We start from the raw sequence: 18,244 nt of genomic DNA, 5'->3' as shown, positions 1-18,244 counted from the left end.
TCTCTGATTGAGTGCCGCTCGCGCCACACCGCGTCGATCCCCTGCTTGCAGGCGAGCGGTACGCACTATATATGCTCGACGTCCTTGGTGTTCTATACCGGCTGTGTACGCGCTGCCGCACCTCTCGACAATCGGATTGCGGGTCCGGTTTATATGAATAAATTCAAGCGCCTACCTAACCGGAAGGATGCATCACGTCATGGCCACGAAGACCGATAGCCGACCAAGCCACAATCTGTATGCAGGTATCGAGATCGGTAAGGGACCGCAAATCACCCGTCCCTCGCGCGAGGAAGCCGAACGCGCCGTGCGTACGCTGATCGCATATGCCGGTGACGATCCTGAGCGCGAAGGCCTGCGGGATACGCCTAAGCGCGTGGTTGGCGCCTACGACGAATTCTTTGCCGGCTATAGGGATGATCCGATCGAGGTTCTCTCGCGAACGTTCGACGATGTCGGCGGGTATGACGACATTGTTATGCTGCGCGATATCGAGCTCAACTCGCATTGCGAACACCACATGGTTCCGTTCATCGGCAAGGCCCACATTGCCTACTTCCCCACAGATCGAGTCGTCGGTCTCTCAAAGCTCGCGCGCGTTGTGGAGGTGTTCGGTCGGCGCCTGCAGACCCAAGAAACGATGACAGCGCAGGTTGCGGAGACGATTGATCGTGTGCTGAAGCCGAAGGGCGTCGCGGTAATGATCGAGGCTGTTCACCAATGCATGTCAATGCGCGGTGTCCGGAAGCCCGACGTCGCCACGATCACTACCCAGTTCACTGGCATCTTCAAAGAAGACCCGGCGCAGCAAGCCCGGTTCATGCAGCTGGCGGTCGATCGCGGACGCTAATCAGCGATCGCGACAACCGCAGCAGAAAGCCATTGCGGTGACAGACGCGAAGAAGTTCCCAACGATCAACGACAAGACGGCATTGGAGGAAGGAGATACCTTCGCACCGTCCTTCGATGCGCACGGTCTGCTGCCAGCTATCGTGACGGCGGCAGAAACCGGCGAAGTCTTGATGTTCGCCTATATGAACAAAGAGGCCCTTGCCAGGACGATAGACACTGGTCAGGCTCATTTTTGGTCGCGCTCTCGCGGGAAACTCTGGCGCAAGGGCGAGACGAGCGGAAACACCCTTCGCGTCATTGAGATCTGCACCGACTGCGATCAAGACGCGCTTTGGCTCAAGGCTGAAGTGGCAGGAGCCGGTGGTTGTTGCCACACAGGCCGCGTCTCCTGCTTCTATCGCAGTGTCCCCTTCGGCGAAAACGCTGGAAAGCGGCTCATGATGGAGGCCACGTAGCGCCACGTCGGCCCTGTCGGTGTTTGCGGCTCAGCACTACCGAACAAGAAGCTTTAAATTCCAAGTAGTACTATTCTAATTGAAGGGCATCCGAATCGCGGGCCTGGCCAAGCTGGCGCGTGTCTCGTAGTTCAAGGATGAGCGTTGCGGCAACGGTTCACCGAACCCATATGTCCGACAAGAGACTTTAGGAATGGCAAGACCAACTGTCGGTTTAGCGCTTGGGGGCGGTTCCGCCCGCGGATGGGCCCATATCGGGGTCCTAAATACTCTGATCGCCGCTGGCCTTGAGCCCGACGTTGTAGCCGGTACATCCATCGGCTCCGTCGCCGGCGCTTGCTTTGTGACCGGAAATTTGAATCGCCTTGAGCACTTCGCGAGAAGCCTTACGCCGAGGCGGATATTCGGCTTTCTGGATTTCAATCTCGCCGGTTCGGGGTTGATCACCGGTCAACGCCTCTCCGGCGAACTGGAAGATCATCTAAAGGGTCTGAAGATTGAAAATCTGGATCCGCGTTTCGTAGCTGTTGCGACGGAGCTCGGAACAGGTCACGAGGTCTGGTTGAATGAGGGCGATCTAGTCAGGGCGCTCAATGCTTCATTCGCGCTGCCTGGAATCTTTAAGCCAGTTCGGATAAATGGCCAATGGATGATTGATGGCGCCTTGGTGAACCCGGTTCCAGTTTCCGTTTGCCGCGCTCTTGGTGCGCGCATCGTAATAGCCGTGAATGTGACCAGCGATCCCTTTGGCAAAGCCGGAGTCATCCACGACCACGCCGCTTTCAGCGAACCGTCCGATATGGAGATCCCCGCGATACAGACGGGCGCCGAAGGCGGGAAGGACGGCGGGGCGCTGCGCCTGCTGCATCGCCAGTTGTTTGGGCGTGGCAAGGGGGCACCGGGCATATCCGCCGTGATGATGGATGCGATCAATATCACACAGGACCGAATTGCACGCTCGCGCCTCGCAGGTGACCCGCCGGATATCACGATAAATCCGAAGACTGGAGGCATAGCCCTATTCGACTTCCATCGCGCAGATGAGGCTATCGCCCTGGGAGCGCAGGCAGCCGAGTCGCAACTCGACGAGATACGCCACGTCTTGAAAGCGGTCGCTGCGTAAGCGGTTCGGCGAACAAGCTCGCCATGTACGGATTAGTACGGCTACGGTCAGCCTGTCGCGATATACTCGCGCATGGCTGCTGCCTCCATTTCGGCCTCGGCAATGCGCATCCGCACGACGTCACCGATGGACACAAGGCCAACTAAGCGGCCACGCTCCACGACTGGCATATGCCGGAAGCGGTGAGCGGTCATCTCACCCATCAGCTGATCTGTGGTATCGGACTCTCGGCACGTCACGACTGACTTGGTCATGCAAACCTCGACGGGCTCCTCCATGACCGATGTCCCAGAGCGGGCCAATTCCTGAACGATGTCCCGTTCCGAGACGATACCGGCCACATTGGCATCGCCGTCAACAATCACAATACAACCAATCTTGTTCTCGCCGAGCAGTCGGGCAACCTCCAACAGTTTGGTGTCTGGAGGCGCGGTCAGCACGTCCCTGCCCTTCAGCTTAAGAATGGCGGCGACATTCATCGGCGTATCCTCCCACCACAACTCCACCAATTTCTTTTGTGGCGGTATTGTGTCGGCAAGTTGAGACGGGCGCAAGCCACCTGCGAAAAACCATGAAGGTCTTATGGTTACCGCAATTGCGAAAGATCGGGTGCCGGGCGTGCGGTATCGAAATACCCGAAGGTGAGCAGGCCGCACAGAAACCCGCCGATATGCGCCTCCCAAGCGATCCTACTATCCGGACCAGTACCGAAGGACGCGCCGCTCAAGCCAAAATAAGCGTTCAAAACCAGCCAGAATACAATGAACGCTACCGCTCGACCGTCCCGAAGCGTCTCTTGCAAAGACGCCAGGGGCACGTGTGTGAAGTCTGGCCTTCCCTCATGTGAACCGCCGCGCACAGAAAAGACAAATCGCAGCGCTGCAGCCATCTGTCCCGAAATGGCAGCCGATGCGCCAACCATTGGAGACATTTCGCCCCAATGCAGGACAAGATGGGCCAGTGCACCGACGATCCCGCAGAGGATTGAAAACTGAAAAAACCCTGCCATCGAGACACGCCTCGCAACGGCCGTTCCAAATGCCAGCATCCACAGCACATTCACAACCAGATGCAGCCACCCACCATGAACCACCATGTAGGTGACGAACGATGTAACGGCCGACAGGTAGCCGCCTGGCAGCTCGGAGGCAGCCCCAGTGTAGCGGTCTGGAATCATTGCCAAACTTAGAAAAACACTGAGGCTCAGTTCCGGCGGCAGGACGATCAGGATAAGTTGCATCGCGGTCATCGCAGCAGCGGAGATCGTCACCGCGGTCGGGACGTTCAAGATTGGTTCTCTAGACGCCATCTGAACCTCTAGAATCCCTCACGTCCCGCAACGCTGGAAACCTTAACGGCACGTTTCTGCGGCCTCGGTTCGTCTGGCGGGCCTCGATGGCACATTCCCTGCTTCCTCACGGTCCATCGTGTCCATTCTTATGCAGCCCAGTCGCAAAGACCGAATGGTACGTGGCCGCAGGCCTTTTCTAAGTAAAAGTTGTTGGGACCCGATGCAGCAAGCGACCACCACAAAGCTTTACGCGTATTGGAACGCGATCCGCAATGGCCGGATCGCGCCAAAGCGCTTCGAGGTCGACCCTTCGAAAATATCCGAGTTATTGCGAGAGACGTTCATCGTCGAATGCTCAGGCGCCGAGACCTGCCGATTTCGTTTGGCCGGAACCGAAGTCTGTCAGTATTTCGGCCGAGAGTTGCGCGGCGAAGACCTGCTGAGCCTCTGGCCCCCGGAGGACCGCCGCACCATGTCTGCAACCCTTGAGACAATTCTCGGCAGGGGTGCCGTTGGCCACGGCACGTTCTTCGGCGTCACCGAACGAAACCAACACGCCGTATTCGAATTCGCGTTGATGCCGTTGACGCACTCGAGCTCTTTGGTAAGCCACATTCTTGGAACCATAACGGCAATCGACCGGCCTTTCTGGATCGGCGCAGACCCGGTTGTTGCACTTGAGCTGCGAGATGTTGGACTTCGGTGGCCCGATGGCAACCCGGCCGCACTTGGCGCAGGCAATACCGAAACAGCCCGAGAGGCACGACGAAGATTCCGAATCCTTCCTGGTGGGTTATTGCGGTGAGTCCCCCTGGCCGCGCAACTCACTAAGCTCGCAAATAGCGTTTCCGAAATCTTTCCGCGCCGTGCTTGCCCTATAAACCACCCGAGTAGGAAAACGCTAGGTATATCAAAGAGCCTTAAGTGGCTGGTCGGCATCTCTAAAAGACTGGGTAACCAAGCCCGTTCAGGTTTGGGTAGGCGCGGCTAAAACTTTCCTACCAACAAGCATGCAAAACGCAGGCTTTCCTTATCTGGATCGCAAAACGTTTCTGCGACCTTCCCCCTAACAACAGGGGGACGTCATGAAAAAATTTATTCTTGGGACGGCATTTCTATTGTTTATTTCGTCGCTGCCCGCAGACGCGACGAATAAGCATGCGATCTCGCTAAATTCAGCATCCGAAACGCATCGGATGTCTTACATGCAGTCTTATGGCGAAACGTTGCCGCCGATTGGCTACGTAAACTTTTGCCGCGATCGCCAAGCCGAGTGCCGCCCAGCGGATCGGTTCGCGGACAGCATTCAGCTTACGCGGGGCAGAGCGATCGAACTCCGCGAAGTAAACGCCAGCGTCAACAACGCGATCAAGCCGGTAACCGATCTTGATCTCTACGGTGAGGCCGAACGGTGGACGTATCCGGACGAAAAAGGCGATTGCGAGGACTATGTCCTGCTGAAGCGGCGAGTTTTGATCAAGCGTGGCTGGCCGGAGACTGCACTTCTCATCACGGTGGTCCGCGACGAGCAAAACGACGGCCACGCAGTTCTCACGGTCCGAACCGACCATGGCGACTTCGTGCTGGACAACAAGGTCAACGAGGTGAAGGCCTGGACCGATACGTCGTACACCTTCGTGAAGCGGCAATCAGCTCAGAACCCGCTGGTCTGGATATCGCTCTTGCCGCCGGATTTCGCACCGCAGCCTGCGGTGTCCGCGTCCAACCTCTGAGCGATTCATTCTGCCTTCCGCAGTCCCTCAGCGGAAGGCAACTAACGGCCCGGTGTATCTCCCCCAACAGCCCCAACGTAGCCGGGCCTTTCCGCGAGCCGGTCGTCCTTCCCCAGGGAGACCGGCTCATTCTCTTTCTGTACCCGTGAGGCAAAGACGCGGCAGCAGACCGGTTATTCGAAACAAGTCCGCTACTGCAGATCGTAGTCCAGAATGGCCATCTGGAATTGGTAGGCTGTGTCGTCCGGATCCTCATCATCTCGAAATAGAATACCGATGAACTCATCGCCAATATAGACCTCAGCAGAATCTTCCTTTTGAGGTCTCTGGCGAACTTCAATATCTCCCAAACGGAAGGTCTTCTTAAGGTAGCCCTCAAGCTTCAGGATTTCGTCGCGCGTCACTGCCCTTGCCCTTTTCTAGAAGCTTACAGTTCGTCTTCGCCAAGGTGCACATCCTCGCCCGGGACGAACTGATCCATCGTCAACGCCGGTTCGGGGCATGTGTTTTCGCCGATGTCTCGTGCCGGAACACCCGCAACCGTTCGCCGATCCGGAACATCCTTGAGCACAACACTACCAGCTGCGATCCGGGCGCAATCACCGACTCTGATGTTGCCGAGTATCTTCGCGCCGGCGCCAATCATCACGCCGCAACCGATCTTGGGGTGACGATCACCATGCTCATTGCCGGAGCCGCCCAATGTGACGTTGTGTAAGAGAGAACAATTGTTGCCGACCACGGCTGTCTCTCCAATCACGATGCCTGTGGCATGGTCGATCATAATGCTGCGGCCTAGTCGCGCCGCCGGGTGAATGTCCACCTGCAGAAAGCGCGAAACCAAGCTTTGGAGGTACAGCGCGAAATCCGTCCGGCCAGCATTCCAAAGCCGATTACCGATTCGATGCGTCTGCAACGCGTGATAGCCCTTGAAGTATACCAACGGCTCAATCAGACGGTCGCAGGCAGGGTCTCTCTGGATCCAGGCCATGGCGTCAGCCCGGAACTCCTCGCCAAGGGTAGGGTCTTGATCGAGTATCTCGTGAAAAGTCTTATGGATCAGACCAACATCAAGCGCTGCGTGCTGTAGCCGCTGGGCCAAACGATGCACAACTGCGTCTTCAAAACGCGAGTGGCTGAGTATCGAGGCGTAAAGAAATCCACCAAGGGCGGGTTCCGCCGCACTGACTTCCTCGGCCTCGCGCCGCAGCTGGTTCCACAACGGGTCCCAACTTTCGACTTTTGCCTGTGCTGCTGCTGTCTTGTTCATGGCTCACCTCGCTGGGGTTCACCTCAGTTGAGCCCCCGTAGCAGGTACATACGGCTTCGTCTAGCGCAGTCACGACGATTGGCAAACCCAATGCTCAGGGTCGTGATGCAAAAAACGCCAGGACGCCCTGTTTGAACTGTTTGTCGCCCACCGCCTTCATGTGGTCGCGTCCCTTTATGTCCAAGAACTGGGCATTGGGGATCAATTCCGCAAGCGCTGCCCCAGAGCCTCCGATCACATCTCCACTACCGACGGCCACAAGAACCGGCACGGCGAGCTCCGCGAGCTTCTCTCGGGGAACCTTCTCGCGCGGACCCCGCATACAAGCAGCGAGCGCTTTGAGGTCGCTACTCGTCTGTTCTGCAAAAACACGGAAGCTGCGGGCTGTATCGTTGATGACATCCTCGACTCGAGGAGCCTCGAGAGCCGCGGCCAAAGGCCCAGAGCCTACCATACCCCTGACCATGTTGATGCCAAGGCCGCCGAACACAATGCTGCGGACCCGATCCGGGTGAGCGAAGGCGAGAAAAGCCGCAATCCTCGCACCCATCGAGTAGCCCATAACATCAACGCGATCGATACTGAGATGATTCAAGAGGCGTATCGCGTCCTCGGCCATTTCGGGCGCCCCATACCGCGCAGGGTCGTAGAGCTTTTCGCTCCGTCCATGGCCCCGATTGTCCAGCGCTACGACGCGGCGGCCATCCTGCGTCAACGTGCGGACCCATTGCGCGTCGACCCAATTGGTCGCAACGTTGGACGCAAAACCATGAATGAGGAGAATCGGGTCGCCGTGCCCCTCATCCAGATACGCGATCCTGACGCCGTCGGAATCGAAACTGTGCATTCTTTGACCTACCGCATTGCGTCAAGGACCACTATGCTGGATCCAACATTCTTCAAACATAGGCGATTAGAACATCATGGCTGAAACGCTGGTGCCGCATTTTGTTAATGACGTAGGCGTCAACCGGATCAAGATCGGCGTCAAGGAATTCCAGTGCATGGGCGCCTCTCCTCCCCAGGACCATCCTCACATCTATCTCGACATGGGCAATGACAAGGAGATCGTCTGCCCCTATTGCTCGACCCTCTATGTCCACGACCCATCTTTGGCGCCGACTGAGAGTGACCCTCCTGGATGCGTCTATGTGACAACGGCGCCAGCGGGCGCGCCAGCCGCTTAAGACAAACTGTCGATGACAGCTCCCCAGCCCATCCTCATTGCAGGTGGCGGCATCGGCGGACTTGCGACGGCGATTGCACTAGACCGTCAAAACATCGAGGCTCAGATCCTTGAGCGATCGACCTTCGCGGAAGAGAGCGGTGCGGGCATTCAGCTAGGCCCGAATGTGACGCGTATCCTTCGACACGTCGGTGTGCTCGACACGCTTGCAGCGCAGACCTCTCGCCCCCAAGCGATCTGGCTCTTCGACGGTCGAAACGGCAAGAAGCTAGCAACCGTACCGCTCGGCAATGTAGCAGAACGACGCTACGGCGCTCCTTACCTGACACTACAACGCACCGACCTGCACCAAGCGCTTCGAACCGTGGCGTCTTCGTTACCGCGAATTACGCTCACTGCGGGAGTCGCAGTGACGCAGATCCGCGGGGATAACGGCGTCAGCGTCACCGATTCGGACGGTGAGACGCACCATGGTTCCGCCCTCATAGGAGCTGACGGACTCTGGTCCACCGTCCGCGACTGGATTGCTCCAGGCTTGAGGCCCGCTTATGCCGGTGCGACCGCTTACCGCAGTCTCATTCGACGTGACTCCCTGCCCGAGCCGTTCTCATCGTCCATCGTGGGCCTGTGGCTCGGTCCACGGAGCCATTTGGTGCACTACGCAGTTCAAGGTGGTTCGGCGATCAACATTGTCGCAGTGGCGGAAACGGGACAAGCGAGCGAGGGTTGGAATAGATCCGCAGACCGAGAGACCGTCCTTTCCAGTTTTGAGCGCTGGAATAAGGTGCCACTGGGTTTGATCGAGGCAGCACCGCACTGGCGGGCTTGGTCGTTGTTCGCCCTGCGACCTTTGCCCCAATGGTCGCGCGGTGCGGCTGTGCTGCTTGGCGATGCGGCTCACCCCGTCCTCCCGTACCTCGCGCAAGGAGCCGGACTAGCTATCGAAGATGCCGCCAAGCTCGCCGAACTAGTTGGCGCCTCGCGTGCGGAACCGTCCGCCGCCTTCTCCACGTATGAGACGCTACGGCGTCCGCGCGCGGCTCAGGTCCAGCGCGCAGCCCGACGTCTCGGTCGCGCATACCATCTGGGTGGCACTGTCTTCGGCGACTTAATCCGCTTCCCACGCAACCTAATTCTTGGACTGAGGGGCCAGGATGCAACTTTGCGTGGCTTCGATTGGCTTTATGGATGGCCAAGTCCGGAGCGACAATGAGACTCCGGTTTTCGGCGACTTTCCGCGTTGATCCGTATATGTTTGGATGACATCAAACGATCTCTGTAGGACCTCTCCACCGTCCACGCCAGCCGTTCTTTGCCTAGACCTCGGTAACCTCACGCATGCTTCTTGCTATCGCCACGCTCACGCCGTTTCTCGGCGCGGTTGTTCCACTACTGACAGACCGTCTGGGCCGCGACATTTGTGCAATTGCCACCGGTGCGGTCACGCTGACGGCGCTCCTGCTTGTAATGTCGCAGGCGCCGGCGGTCTACAGCGGTGAGGTCGTCACCTGGGGGGTGCCGTGGGTTCCCGCGATCGGGTTGTCGTTCTCGTTTTTTCTGGATGGCTTGGGATTATTCTTCGCCGGATTGATCCTCGGTATCGGCCTACTGATCATTCTGTACGCCCGATACTATCTGGGCTCCAAAGACTCGCTCAGCGTTCTCTACTTCTATCTGTTGCTATTCCAAGGCGCGATGGTCGGCATTGTCCTCAGTGACAATATCCTTATGCTGATCGTCTTCTGGGAACTCACCAGCCTTACCTCGTTTCTGCTCATCGGTTACTGGCGGCACTTACCGGAGTCGCGCCAAGGCGCTCGCATGGCTTTGGTCGTCACAGGCAGCGGTGGGCTCGCGCTGATCGCGGGCATGCTGATCCTTGGGCATATCGCCGGCAGTTACGAGATTACGGAGATACTGCAGCGAGGCGAACAAGTGCGCTCATCGCCGCTGTTCTTACCCGCGCTTCTCTTGATCTTGCTTGGTGCATTCACAAAGTCGGCCCAGTTCCCCTTCCACTTTTGGCTACCGCATGCCATGGCCGCGCCGACGCCAGTCTCAGCGTACCTGCATTCCGCAACCATGGTGAAAGCGGGACTGTTCTTGATGGCCCGGCTTTGGCCGGTCTTCTCGCCCGCCGATGTGTGGTTCCTGATTGTAACGCCGGTTGGCCTCATCACCATGCTCGTCGCGGCGTGGATCGCATTGTTCCGCGACGATCTCAAAGCGCTGCTTGCCTTCTCGACGGTTAGCCATCTGGGCCTGGTCACGATGTTGCTCGGTTTTGCGACACCGATGGCCGCAATCACCGCCGTGTTCCACATCCTCAACCATGCCACGTTCAAGGCGGCGCTCTTTATGAGCGCAGGGATTGTCGATCACGAGACGGGAACCCGTGACATTCGCCGTCTCGGCGGCCTGGCTATGCTGATGCCGATCACAGCCACGCTAGCCATGGTTGCTGCGGCCTCGATGGCCGGCCTTCCGTTCTTCAACGGCTTCCTCTCCAAAGAGATGATGCTTGAGGAGGCGTCGCATACGGCGATCTTGGGACATCCCTGGGTCATTCCGGTCCTCGTCACATTGGCATCCTTGATTTCGGCGGCCTATTCCTATCGCTTCGCCATCAGCACGTTCCTTGGCCCTGTCCGCGACGATTATCCGAAAAAGCCACACGACCCCCCTGTCGGTATGTGGCTGCCTGTCGCTATCCTCGCTGCGTTGGTCGTCGTCATCGGCATTTTTCCGGCCCAGACCGCCGGCGCTATCGTAGAGCGCACTGCCCGTGCAGTCGTCGGCGAGCCTCTGCCGAAGTATTATCTTGCGCTCTGGCATGGCTTCACGCCCGCACTGTTCATGAGCATCATTGCTCTCCTCGGCGGCGCATTCCTCTTCCGGTCCTATGACGCTGCAAATCGGCTACGACTTGTTTTCTCCGGAATGGATGCCAAGAGCATCTTCGACGCAGCAATCTCGGGTCTCGTTCGAGGCTCACGCGGATTTATCGATGCTACACACACCGGATCTTTCCCGAGATATGCCGGCATCACACTGGTAACGATCCTCGCGGTAGGCACAGTAGGCTTCTTCAGTGCTCCGTACACGTCGGGAGCGCGGCCCGCTATCCCTGGGGAGTTCCCAGCTGCGGCCGCCTGGCTTGTCCTAGCAGCCCTTTGCATCTCGTTGCTGTTCTGGCATCAGAACAGATTACTGTCCTTGATCATGACGAGTGGCATTGGCTTGATTGCCGCCCTCTTCTTCTTGCAATTCTCGGCGCCCGACCTCTCCCTGACGCAGATCTCGGTCGACATTGTCACGACCATTCTGTTGCTGCTTGCGCTCAATCTCATCCCGCAGACGTCACCGCAGGAAACGAGTACAGGCGGACGGTTCGCGCGCGGTCTAGTCGCAGCTGCTGTCGGGATCGGCGTCGCCGCTCTTGCGTACGCAATCATGACCCGCGACTTCCAACCGATCTCGGACTATTACCTGGCGGAGGCCAAGCCCGGAGGTGGTGGCACCAACGTCGTCAACGTAATCCTCGTCGACTTCCGCGGCTTCGATACGTACGGCGAAATCATTGTGCTTGGAATTGCTGCCATCACCATCTTCGCACTGCTTGACAATGCCCTGCGTGGTGCAGCTGCGCGGACACTTGCCGGCATCCGAAGCGACCGAGAGCAGAGCGTCAATGCACATCCAATGATGCTTGTCGTTGCGACTCGCGTTCTGTTTCCGCTCGTGCTTGTGGTCGCGGTGTTCATATTTCTGCGAGGCCATAACGAACCGGGTGGCGGCTTCGTCTCGGGTCTCGTCGTCGCGATCGCTCTGATCATGCAGTACATCGCGAGCGGCTACTCCTGGGCTGCAGATCGCATGCGCCTAGGTAGCCATATCCTCATTGGCGCTGGCGTGCTGATCGCCGGCCTCACGGGCGTTGTGTCGCTAATCTTCGGTTGGCCCTTCCTAACCAGCACGTACACCTATGTTGAACTTCCGCTTGTCGGCGAATTTGAAGTGGCCTCAGCGATGTCCTTCGATCTCGGCGTGTTCCTCGCCGTGGTTGGCGTCGTAATGCTCTCGCTCGCTCAGATATCGCGCGTTGAAGCCCGCGCCGAACCAGAAGTCGTTCCCGAAGGCCCGATGGACGTGCCACTTATAGACGGCCAAGTCGTCAGTTCAAAGAACAATAGGAGCTGACATGGAACTGATCGTCTCCAGTGCAATTGGTTTCATGACGGCGGCCGCTGTCTACCTGATTCTCCAGAAGCGGACTTTTCCGATCGTGGTGGGCCTGACGCTGCTGTCTTATGCGGTCAATATCTTTTTGTTTTCGTCCGGCCGTCTCGTCGTAAACCAACCACCGATCATCACGGGCGCCGAAAGCTATACCGATCCGCTGCCCCAGGCGCTTGTCCTGACGGCTATCGTCATTTCCTTTGGCATGACGGCCTTGATCGTCGTGCTCGCAATCCGTGGATTTTTGGAAACGGCAACGGACACGGCAGACCTCCCAGAAGATGAGTGGGACGACGAGACGGAGACGCGCTCATGACGGACGCGCCTCTAGCAACCAGCTGGATCATCGCACCAACGATCCTGCCAGCCATAACCGCCGCTGTCCTGATCCTGTTACGGCAGCGCGATATCTCAATTCAACGCTTCGTTTCGCTGTCTTCGACAGCCGCGCTCGTGGTCATTGCGGTCTTTCTCTATCTGATCCTGGACGATGGCGAGACAGATGCCTATCGCCTTGGCGCCTGGCCCGCGCCGTTCGGAATTGCACTTGTCCTCGATCGCCTCTCGGCGACGATGCTGGTTCTGACCGCAGGACTTGCGCTGGCCGTGCTGCTCTACGCCATGGCTGGATGGGACCGGCACGGACGGCATTTCCACGCGCTCTTCCATTTTCAGCTTCTCGGCTTGAATGGTGCCTTCCTTACAGGCGATCTATTCAACCTTTTCGTGTTCTTCGAGGTGATGCTGATCGCCTCATACGGCCTCATGCTCCACGGCCGCGGCGCCAAGCGCTTGCGAGCAGGTTTTCAATATGTGGCGATCAATCTCATCGCTTCGTCGCTTTTCCTGATAGCCATCGGCTTGATCTACGGGACGGTCGGGACACTGAATTTCGCAGACCTCGCTGTTAAGGCACGCGCGGTGGCCGAGGGTGATCAAGCGCTCCTGCAAACGGGCGCGCTACTGCTGCTACTGGTCTTCGCGCTAAAGGCTGCCTTCGTACCGCTGCATTGGTGGCTACCTGCGACATACGCCGCCGCGTCCGCTCCCGTTGCCGCGCTCTTCGCGATCATGACCAAGGTGGGCGCGTATGCGATCATCCGCGTCTTTGGGACGGTGTTTGGAGATGGGGCGGCGCCCGCCGCGCTAGGCGCCGTTGCAGCCCCCTGGGTTGTTCCGGCAGCGCTCGTGACGATTGCCGTGGGCACAATCGGCCTTCTCGGAACCAGGAAACTCTTCAATCTGGCCGCCTTCAACACGATTGCGTCCATGGGCGTTCTCTTGGTCGCTGTCGGACAGTTCAGTGTCGATGGGTTGACCGCAGCACTCTACTACCTCGTCCATAGCACGATCGCTGGCGCGGCTCTCTTCCTGATCGTGGATCTCATCGCGTCTAGGCGCACTGTTAAGCTCGACGCTTTGGTCCCTGGCAATCCCATCAGCCAAGCAGCTGTCATTGGTGCGCTATTCTTCCTTGTGGCTATTGCCGTTGTCGGGCTACCGCCCCTTTCCGGCTTTATCGGAAAGCTTCTGGTCCTGGATGCCACCTATGAAGCGTCGAAGGCCTGGCTCATTTGGGCCACGATCCTCGTGTCGTCTCTCATGATGACGATCGCATTTGCCCGGGCGGGGAGTACCGTCTTTTGGAAGGCAGAGGGTCAGACGACTGGCCCAAAATGGGATACGGCAGCGGTCACGCCGATCATCGTGGTCGCGTGTCTTGTGGGAGCAAGCCTGATGTTCGCTGTCTTTGCCGGTCCAGCGGTTAGAGCCCTTTATGCAACAGCGGAACAGGCGCTCGACACGCAGACTTATGTCCGCGCCGTCCTTGGCGATCGAGAAAATGTCGAACCGGAACGACCAATAACGACGCCAAACACGATGTCGGATCCCTCCGCACCAACCATAAGCCCTGGGGAATAGTGACCATGTCCGGAAACCTTATTCCTCATCCCCTGCTGACGTTGCTGATTGTAGTCGTTTGGATTCTGCTCAACGGATTTTCGTGGGGCGCCGCTGTGCTCGGCCTCATTCTCGGCATCGTGGTGCCTCGATTGACGAGCGCTTTCTGGCCTGACCGGCCCGTGGTTCGGAGTCCCCTTACGATCATCGAGTACGCAGCGATCGTGCTCACAGACATTGTCGTCGCCAATTTTCAGGTGGCTCACCTGATCCTGTTCCGCCGCGGGGAAGATCTGCACTCGCAATTCGTCACCGTGCCGCTTGACCTTAGGACACCGGAGGCGATCTCTACTCTTGCCGGAACGATTACAATGACCCCCGGCACCGTTAGCGCGAGCCTAAGCGCAGATGGGCGCTCCTTGCTTGTTCATTGCCTTGATACAGACGACCCCGAGAAGACTGTGTCCGACATCAAGGCACGCTATGAGTCCAGACTGAAGAGGATCTTCGAGAGATGATCGTAATCGCTTGTGCCATCGCGTTCGTCGCCATTAGTGCCGCTATACTCTTGTGTCTCTACCGCGTGCTTGTAGGCCCAGACATGCCAACCCGCATCCTTGCGCTCGACACTTTGACGATCAACGCGATCGGCCTCGTTGTCCTCGCTGGCATTTATTGGGGCACAGAAATTTATTTCGAGGTCGCGCTGCTGTTTGCAATGGTAGGGTTCCTGACGACTGTCGCCTACTGCAAGTACATCTTGCGCGGCAATGTGATGGAGTAGACCGATGACAGACTTCGGCGACATCGCGGTTGCGGGCCTGATCTGTCTCGGAGCCTTTTTTCTTTTTGTTGGCTCTCTCGGGCTGGCGAAACTCCCTGACCTCATGCGGCGACTACATGGGCCTACAAAGGCAACGACGCTTGGCATTGGCGCGGTACTCATTGCCTCGATGCTCTATTTCCTCTTGAACGGCGACACGTTCTCTATCCAGGAGCTCTTGATTACGACATTTCTGTTTCTGACAGCCCCGGTCACGGCACTGATGGTCGCAAAGGCACACCTGTTGCTAGACAAAAGCGAACGCAAGAATCTGTCGCCGACGGGCCGCAAAGTGGATTGGTCTGTCTTTGACGCACCACCACCGGAGCAATCGCAAGGCAGCCCGTCTAAAGACAGTTAGCAATCTAATGCTGTTGCGCTGACGCCAGTTAGCAAATAACAAGACAGAGAAGGACAAGACGCATGTTCATCGCCATGAACCGGTTCAAAGTACTAAAGGGCGCTGAAGACGATTTCGAGCAAGTCTGGTTAAAGCGCGAGACTCATCTCGAAGACGTACCGGGCTTCATTGAGTTTCATCTGCTCAAGGGGCCTGAAAGAGACGACCACGTCCTTTATGCTTCACACAGCATTTGGCGCTCGCACGCCGACTTCGAAGCGTGGACAAAGTCTGAAGCCTTTCGCAAAGCGCATGCGCGCGCGGGAGAAGGAAAGCCGCTTTACCAAGGTCATCCTGAGTTCGAAGGCTTCAGCACCTTGCAGAAGGTTCGCGCGAGGGACGCCGCCGCGTAGCGGCTGTAGATAGGACTGCCGCAAGGCTATAGTCCTATCGTTGCCGACTTTTTCTTATTACGTGGAGACGGTATCAATAGCTGAGTGTTCGGTTTTCCTCAGCCCAAGGACCGAGAGGAAAATCGCGGATTTTCTGTGTTTCCCCAATCGCGATGAGGTCAGTGATGAAACAGCGACTTGCACGAATAGTCTGCATGGCAACTGCGACGCTCCTCCTAGTGCTGCTCGTACAGCCAAAGGGGGCGAACGCGCTTGAACTTGCATGGGAGGCCGAAGGATTCGACGGTCCGGAGTCCGTAGTTCGGAACGATGAATCCGGCGTGCTCTATCTCTCAAATGTCAACGGCAAGCCGACGGATGCCGACGGCAACGGCTATATCTCAAAGGTCTCCCCCGAAGGCGAAATCCTAGAGAAGGAATGGGTGAGCGGGCTGAACGCCCCGAAAGGTCTCGCATTTCGCGATAGCAAGCTCTACGTGGCCGACATCGACGAGGTCGTGGTCGTCGACACAAAGACCGGCAAGGTTCTGCAGACCTACAAGGCACCCGGTGCCACGTTTCTGAACGGTGTTTCGATTCACAGGGACGGCCGGGTTTTCGTGTCGGACATGCTCAAGAACCAGATTTGGCTTCTCAACGACGGCGAGCTCTCCCTTTGGCTGGAGACGGCGGACCTTGATCATCCGAATGGCGTGCTGGCCGAAGACGACCGGCTATTGATTGCTACCTGGGGCGTTCCCAAGGATGACTTCTCGACCGACGTGCCAGGAAGTCTGAGGGCCATCGACTACGGCTCGAAAGAAGTGACGCAACTCGGGGACAAGCCCGTCGGGAACCTCGATGGACTTCAACCGGATGGCAAAGGTGGCTTCCTCTCGACCGACTGGTTCAACGGCGCTCTTTTTCGCATCTCTGAGAGCGGAGAGGCCGAACAGCTCATGGACCTGAACAAGGGCAGCGCCGATCATCTTGTCACCGACGACGGAAACTTGGTGATCATTCCGATGATGCTCGACGGCAAGCTATCGGCCTACAAGATGCAATAGCCGGGTCCTCCCGACGCTCGTGTACTGTCCGGGCTCGTTGGTGCGGACGGCGGGAGTCGAACCCGCACGGCCTTTCGGCCTCAGGATTTTAAGTCCTGTGTGTCTACCAATTCCACCACGTCCGCGAGGCGAGCGGGACGCAATGCGCGCGTCCCCCGCCGAACAGAGCCATCCCAACGACAGCCCGGCCTTCGAGAATAGCCCTACTAACGGGTGCGATGCGATTTGTCTAAGGGCAGAGGCACATCATGCAAGTGGGAACCCTCAAGAGGGCTCCTTCTTTTTGTCAGTATCACCCTCCGATGGCTCAGCCTGGGAGCCATCATCCTTGGAAGATTCGGCATCGGACGACTCCGCCTTAGGAGCGTCGTCGCCTGATGGTTCCTCGTCGGCCGTCTCTTCCGCCGAGGCCTCTTCTTCAGACTTATTTTCCGGCTCACTTTCCTTCTCGGAGGCTTCTTCCTCGGTGGCATCGTCGGATGCACCATCGTCCGGCGTCTCGCTGGCTTCCGCCGCGGATTCCTTCATTGGTTCGGGCTCCGCTTTGGCAGCAGGCGCGTCCTCTTCTGGCTCTTCCTCGGCCGCAGCCGGCGCGGGCTTAATCTCCGTCTCAAGAGTTGCGCGCATCAGCAAGAATAGCACGACGGCGTTCAAGAGATGCCAGAGGAAATGCGTGCCGGTGTCGCGTCCATCGATCACCACGCTCTCGCAAAACGCCATATCGACCGAGCGAAGTAGGATCGAGAAAGTAAAGACGACGGTAGCCGCCAGGAGGTAGGGAGCCGCCTTGTGCCGCCGTTCCGCGACCAGCATGCTGACGATAATGAGTACCCCGAGAGCCGGCAGATAGCCCACGCTGCCATTCAAGCAACTCTGGGCCTCATCCGGCGCCATGGTGGCCAAACCGACACCGCCTTCCCAGCACTGAAGCTGCGTGGCGGCGCCGATAAGCCCCGCGAAGATCGTCACGAAAAGGACCGTCCACGCAGGCGGCACACTCAAGAACCGATTCAACGCAAAGCCGAAATAGACCATCATAAAAAGACCAATGGGAATCACGTCCGCGAGCGCCGTACCGTGATCCGCGAAGACGTGGAAAGCCGTACTGCCGAAACAGACTGCAAAGACGAGCGCAATGAAGAGGTAGTGGTCTGCGCTGCGTTGCTCCGGCGGACGCCAAAGAACCAGTTGCCAGAAGATGAGTGCGGCTAGAAAGAAGCCAGCATTGGAGATGGCATTGATCGGCTCAGCCCACAGGGCCTCGTTGGTTCCCCGTTCGCAATAGATGAATACGCGCTCGCCTAGCGTCATGGTCCCTTATCCTTTCATCTCATCGCTCCAGGAAAGAGGCCTCCCTATCGGCATGCAGGGCACCGGCGACGGGCTGCGCCTGAGACCAGACGCGCTCCTATGTTTTGTTTTTCTGCAGCACCCTCGGCGGCATGATAGCCGGGAAACGTGCGCACTGTCAGCGACGTCATGAAAGTGACGAGGACGAGCACGCTCCCAGCCTGCCGGGGGTGCAAGGGGCCTCGCCCTAGCCTTTTGCTTTTTGGAGCGACACGCGGATG

At 58.0% G+C, this 18,244-nt stretch carries 21 protein-coding genes and 1 tRNA gene; 15 read left to right on the top strand and 7 right to left on the bottom strand.

Annotation, left to right across the window (positions count from 1 at the left end; translation table 11 throughout):
- Nucleotides 1–199 precede the first annotated feature (199 nt).
- The 3 genes from folE to AC33YF_RS03180 all read left to right on the top strand — a co-directional run bounded on the left by folE (nt 200) and on the right by AC33YF_RS03180 (nt 2,430).
- The gene (folE, locus tag AC33YF_RS03190) at nt 200–850 is read left to right on the top strand and encodes a GTP cyclohydrolase I FolE (protein ID WP_491775755.1); all 651 of its coding nucleotides are present in this window, start codon (nt 200–202) and stop codon (nt 848–850) included.
- A 37-nt stretch (nt 851–887) separates the two neighbouring features.
- Nucleotides 888–1,307, top strand: a complete 420-nt coding sequence (hisI, locus tag AC33YF_RS03185) for a phosphoribosyl-AMP cyclohydrolase (protein WP_491775754.1) — start codon at nt 888–890, stop codon at nt 1,305–1,307.
- Between the two features lie 193 nt (nt 1,308–1,500).
- Nucleotides 1,501–2,430 (top strand): patatin-like phospholipase family protein, encoded by a 930-nt coding sequence (locus AC33YF_RS03180; RefSeq protein ID WP_491775753.1) that lies wholly within the window; start codon nt 1,501–1,503, stop codon nt 2,428–2,430.
- Between the two features lie 47 nt (nt 2,431–2,477).
- Here the strand turns inward: AC33YF_RS03180 and AC33YF_RS03175 are convergent, their stop codons facing one another.
- Both AC33YF_RS03175 and AC33YF_RS03170 read right to left on the bottom strand, forming a co-directional pair.
- Nucleotides 2,478–2,936 carry a CBS domain-containing protein gene (locus tag AC33YF_RS03175; protein WP_491775752.1) on the bottom strand — a complete coding sequence of 153 codons (459 nt, stop codon included), beginning with the start codon at nt 2,934–2,936 and terminating at the stop codon, nt 2,478–2,480.
- 80 nt (nt 2,937–3,016) lie between these two features.
- Nucleotides 3,017–3,718, bottom strand: a complete 702-nt coding sequence (locus tag AC33YF_RS03170; protein ID WP_491775751.1) for a rhomboid family intramembrane serine protease — start codon at nt 3,716–3,718, stop codon at nt 3,017–3,019.
- A gap of 223 nt (nt 3,719–3,941) precedes the next feature.
- Here AC33YF_RS03170 and AC33YF_RS03165 point away from each other — a divergent pair, with 223 nt between their 5' ends.
- Together AC33YF_RS03165 and AC33YF_RS03160 are read left to right on the top strand one after the other, a co-directional pair.
- Nucleotides 3,942–4,526 carry a PAS domain-containing protein gene (locus AC33YF_RS03165; RefSeq protein WP_491775750.1) on the top strand — a complete coding sequence of 195 codons (585 nt, stop codon included), beginning with the start codon at nt 3,942–3,944 and terminating at the stop codon, nt 4,524–4,526.
- 280 nt (nt 4,527–4,806) lie between these two features.
- On the top strand, nt 4,807–5,454 hold the full coding sequence (locus AC33YF_RS03160; RefSeq protein WP_491775749.1) for a transglutaminase-like cysteine peptidase: 648 nt from the start codon (nt 4,807–4,809) through the stop codon (nt 5,452–5,454).
- 191 nt (nt 5,455–5,645) lie between these two features.
- On the opposite strand, the gene AC33YF_RS03155 is transcribed toward AC33YF_RS03160, so the two are convergent.
- From AC33YF_RS03155 to AC33YF_RS03145, 3 genes are all read right to left on the bottom strand, one after another.
- Nucleotides 5,646–5,858 carry a DUF3126 family protein gene (locus tag AC33YF_RS03155; protein WP_491775748.1) on the bottom strand — a complete coding sequence of 71 codons (213 nt, stop codon included), beginning with the start codon at nt 5,856–5,858 and terminating at the stop codon, nt 5,646–5,648.
- A 23-nt stretch (nt 5,859–5,881) separates the two neighbouring features.
- Nucleotides 5,882–6,724 carry a serine O-acetyltransferase gene (cysE, locus tag AC33YF_RS03150; protein ID WP_491775747.1) on the bottom strand — a complete coding sequence of 281 codons (843 nt, stop codon included), beginning with the start codon at nt 6,722–6,724 and terminating at the stop codon, nt 5,882–5,884.
- Nucleotides 6,725–6,818: 94 nt separating this feature from the next.
- The gene (locus tag AC33YF_RS03145; protein WP_491775746.1) at nt 6,819–7,571 is read right to left on the bottom strand and encodes an alpha/beta fold hydrolase; all 753 of its coding nucleotides are present in this window, start codon (nt 7,569–7,571) and stop codon (nt 6,819–6,821) included.
- Between the two features lie 76 nt (nt 7,572–7,647).
- On the opposite strand from AC33YF_RS03145, the gene AC33YF_RS03140 reads away from it, so the two are divergent.
- From AC33YF_RS03140 to AC33YF_RS03095, 10 genes are all read left to right on the top strand, one after another.
- Nucleotides 7,648–7,911, top strand: coding sequence for a zinc-finger domain-containing protein (locus AC33YF_RS03140; RefSeq protein ID WP_491775745.1), 264 nt, complete (start codon nt 7,648–7,650; stop codon nt 7,909–7,911).
- 12 nt (nt 7,912–7,923) lie between these two features.
- On the top strand, nt 7,924–9,123 hold the full coding sequence (locus AC33YF_RS03135) for an FAD-dependent monooxygenase (protein ID WP_491775744.1): 1,200 nt from the start codon (nt 7,924–7,926) through the stop codon (nt 9,121–9,123).
- Between the two features lie 125 nt (nt 9,124–9,248).
- On the top strand, nt 9,249–12,110 hold the full coding sequence (locus tag AC33YF_RS03130; protein ID WP_491775743.1) for a monovalent cation/H+ antiporter subunit A: 2,862 nt from the start codon (nt 9,249–9,251) through the stop codon (nt 12,108–12,110).
- A 1-nt stretch (nt 12,111) separates the two neighbouring features.
- Entirely contained in the window at nt 12,112–12,465 is a 354-nt protein-coding gene (locus AC33YF_RS03125; protein WP_491775742.1) for a Na+/H+ antiporter subunit C, read from the top strand.
- Nucleotides 12,462–14,072: a monovalent cation/H+ antiporter subunit D gene (locus tag AC33YF_RS03120; protein WP_491775741.1), complete on the top strand. Its 1,611-nt coding sequence runs from the start codon at nt 12,462–12,464 to the stop codon at nt 14,070–14,072. Before AC33YF_RS03125 ends, AC33YF_RS03120 begins: the two co-directional genes overlap by 4 nt.
- 5 nt (nt 14,073–14,077) lie before the next feature.
- Complete coding sequence (locus tag AC33YF_RS03115; RefSeq protein ID WP_491775740.1) at nt 14,078–14,569, top strand: Na+/H+ antiporter subunit E; 492 nt, start codon at nt 14,078–14,080, stop codon at nt 14,567–14,569.
- On the top strand, nt 14,566–14,835 hold the full coding sequence (locus AC33YF_RS03110; protein ID WP_491775739.1) for a K+/H+ antiporter subunit F: 270 nt from the start codon (nt 14,566–14,568) through the stop codon (nt 14,833–14,835). Before AC33YF_RS03115 ends, AC33YF_RS03110 begins: the two co-directional genes overlap by 4 nt.
- Before the next feature lie 4 nt (nt 14,836–14,839).
- A complete protein-coding gene (locus tag AC33YF_RS03105) occupies nt 14,840–15,235 on the top strand; it encodes a Na+/H+ antiporter subunit G (RefSeq protein ID WP_491775738.1) in 396 nt (131 codons plus the stop codon).
- 62 nt (nt 15,236–15,297) lie between these two features.
- Complete coding sequence (hmuQ, locus tag AC33YF_RS03100; protein ID WP_491775737.1) at nt 15,298–15,627, top strand: heme-degrading protein HmuQ; 330 nt, start codon at nt 15,298–15,300, stop codon at nt 15,625–15,627.
- Nucleotides 15,628–15,821: 194 nt separating this feature from the next.
- Nucleotides 15,822–16,673, top strand: a complete 852-nt coding sequence (locus tag AC33YF_RS03095) for an SMP-30/gluconolactonase/LRE family protein (protein WP_491775736.1) — start codon at nt 15,822–15,824, stop codon at nt 16,671–16,673.
- A gap of 38 nt (nt 16,674–16,711) precedes the next feature.
- Here AC33YF_RS03095 and AC33YF_RS03090 read toward each other — a convergent pair.
- Both AC33YF_RS03090 and AC33YF_RS03085 read right to left on the bottom strand, forming a co-directional pair.
- Nucleotides 16,712–16,798 (bottom strand) — tRNA-Leu (locus AC33YF_RS03090).
- A 139-nt stretch (nt 16,799–16,937) separates the two neighbouring features.
- Entirely contained in the window at nt 16,938–17,984 is a 1,047-nt protein-coding gene (locus tag AC33YF_RS03085; protein ID WP_491775735.1) for a ceramidase domain-containing protein, read from the bottom strand.
- Nucleotides 17,985–18,244 lie beyond the last annotated feature (260 nt).

It is taken from the genome of Methyloceanibacter sp., assembly GCF_058506495.1.
Note: the sequence above shows the minus strand (reverse complement) of the source record. Positions and strands in the feature narration are given on the sequence as shown.

Excerpts from the sequence above, each read along its gene's own strand:
- folE (WP_491775755.1), top strand. The coding sequence starts at position 200 with ATGGCCACGAAGACCGATAGCCGACCAAGCCACAATCTGTATGCAGGT.
- AC33YF_RS03180 (WP_491775753.1), top strand. The coding sequence starts at position 1,501 with ATGGCAAGACCAACTGTCGGTTTAGCGCTTGGGGGCGGTTCCGCCCGC.
- AC33YF_RS03165 (WP_491775750.1), top strand. The coding sequence starts at position 3,942 with ATGCAGCAAGCGACCACCACAAAGCTTTACGCGTATTGGAACGCGATC.
- AC33YF_RS03160 (WP_491775749.1), top strand. The coding sequence starts at position 4,807 with ATGAAAAAATTTATTCTTGGGACGGCATTTCTATTGTTTATTTCGTCG.
- cysE (WP_491775747.1), bottom strand. The coding sequence starts at position 6,724 with ATGAACAAGACAGCAGCAGCACAGGCAAAAGTCGAAAGTTGGGACCCG.
- AC33YF_RS03145 (WP_491775746.1), bottom strand. The coding sequence starts at position 7,571 with ATGCACAGTTTCGATTCCGACGGCGTCAGGATCGCGTATCTGGATGAG.
- AC33YF_RS03140 (WP_491775745.1), top strand. The coding sequence starts at position 7,648 with ATGGCTGAAACGCTGGTGCCGCATTTTGTTAATGACGTAGGCGTCAAC.
- AC33YF_RS03135 (WP_491775744.1), top strand. The coding sequence starts at position 7,924 with ATGACAGCTCCCCAGCCCATCCTCATTGCAGGTGGCGGCATCGGCGGA.
- AC33YF_RS03130 (WP_491775743.1), top strand. The coding sequence starts at position 9,249 with ATGCTTCTTGCTATCGCCACGCTCACGCCGTTTCTCGGCGCGGTTGTT.
- AC33YF_RS03125 (WP_491775742.1), top strand. The coding sequence starts at position 12,112 with ATGGAACTGATCGTCTCCAGTGCAATTGGTTTCATGACGGCGGCCGCT.
- AC33YF_RS03120 (WP_491775741.1), top strand. The coding sequence starts at position 12,462 with ATGACGGACGCGCCTCTAGCAACCAGCTGGATCATCGCACCAACGATC.
- AC33YF_RS03115 (WP_491775740.1), top strand. The coding sequence starts at position 14,078 with ATGTCCGGAAACCTTATTCCTCATCCCCTGCTGACGTTGCTGATTGTA.
- AC33YF_RS03110 (WP_491775739.1), top strand. The coding sequence starts at position 14,566 with ATGATCGTAATCGCTTGTGCCATCGCGTTCGTCGCCATTAGTGCCGCT.
- AC33YF_RS03105 (WP_491775738.1), top strand. The coding sequence starts at position 14,840 with ATGACAGACTTCGGCGACATCGCGGTTGCGGGCCTGATCTGTCTCGGA.
- hmuQ (WP_491775737.1), top strand. The coding sequence starts at position 15,298 with ATGTTCATCGCCATGAACCGGTTCAAAGTACTAAAGGGCGCTGAAGAC.
- AC33YF_RS03095 (WP_491775736.1), top strand. The coding sequence starts at position 15,822 with ATGGCAACTGCGACGCTCCTCCTAGTGCTGCTCGTACAGCCAAAGGGG.
- AC33YF_RS03085 (WP_491775735.1), bottom strand. The coding sequence starts at position 17,984 with ATGACGCTAGGCGAGCGCGTATTCATCTATTGCGAACGGGGAACCAAC.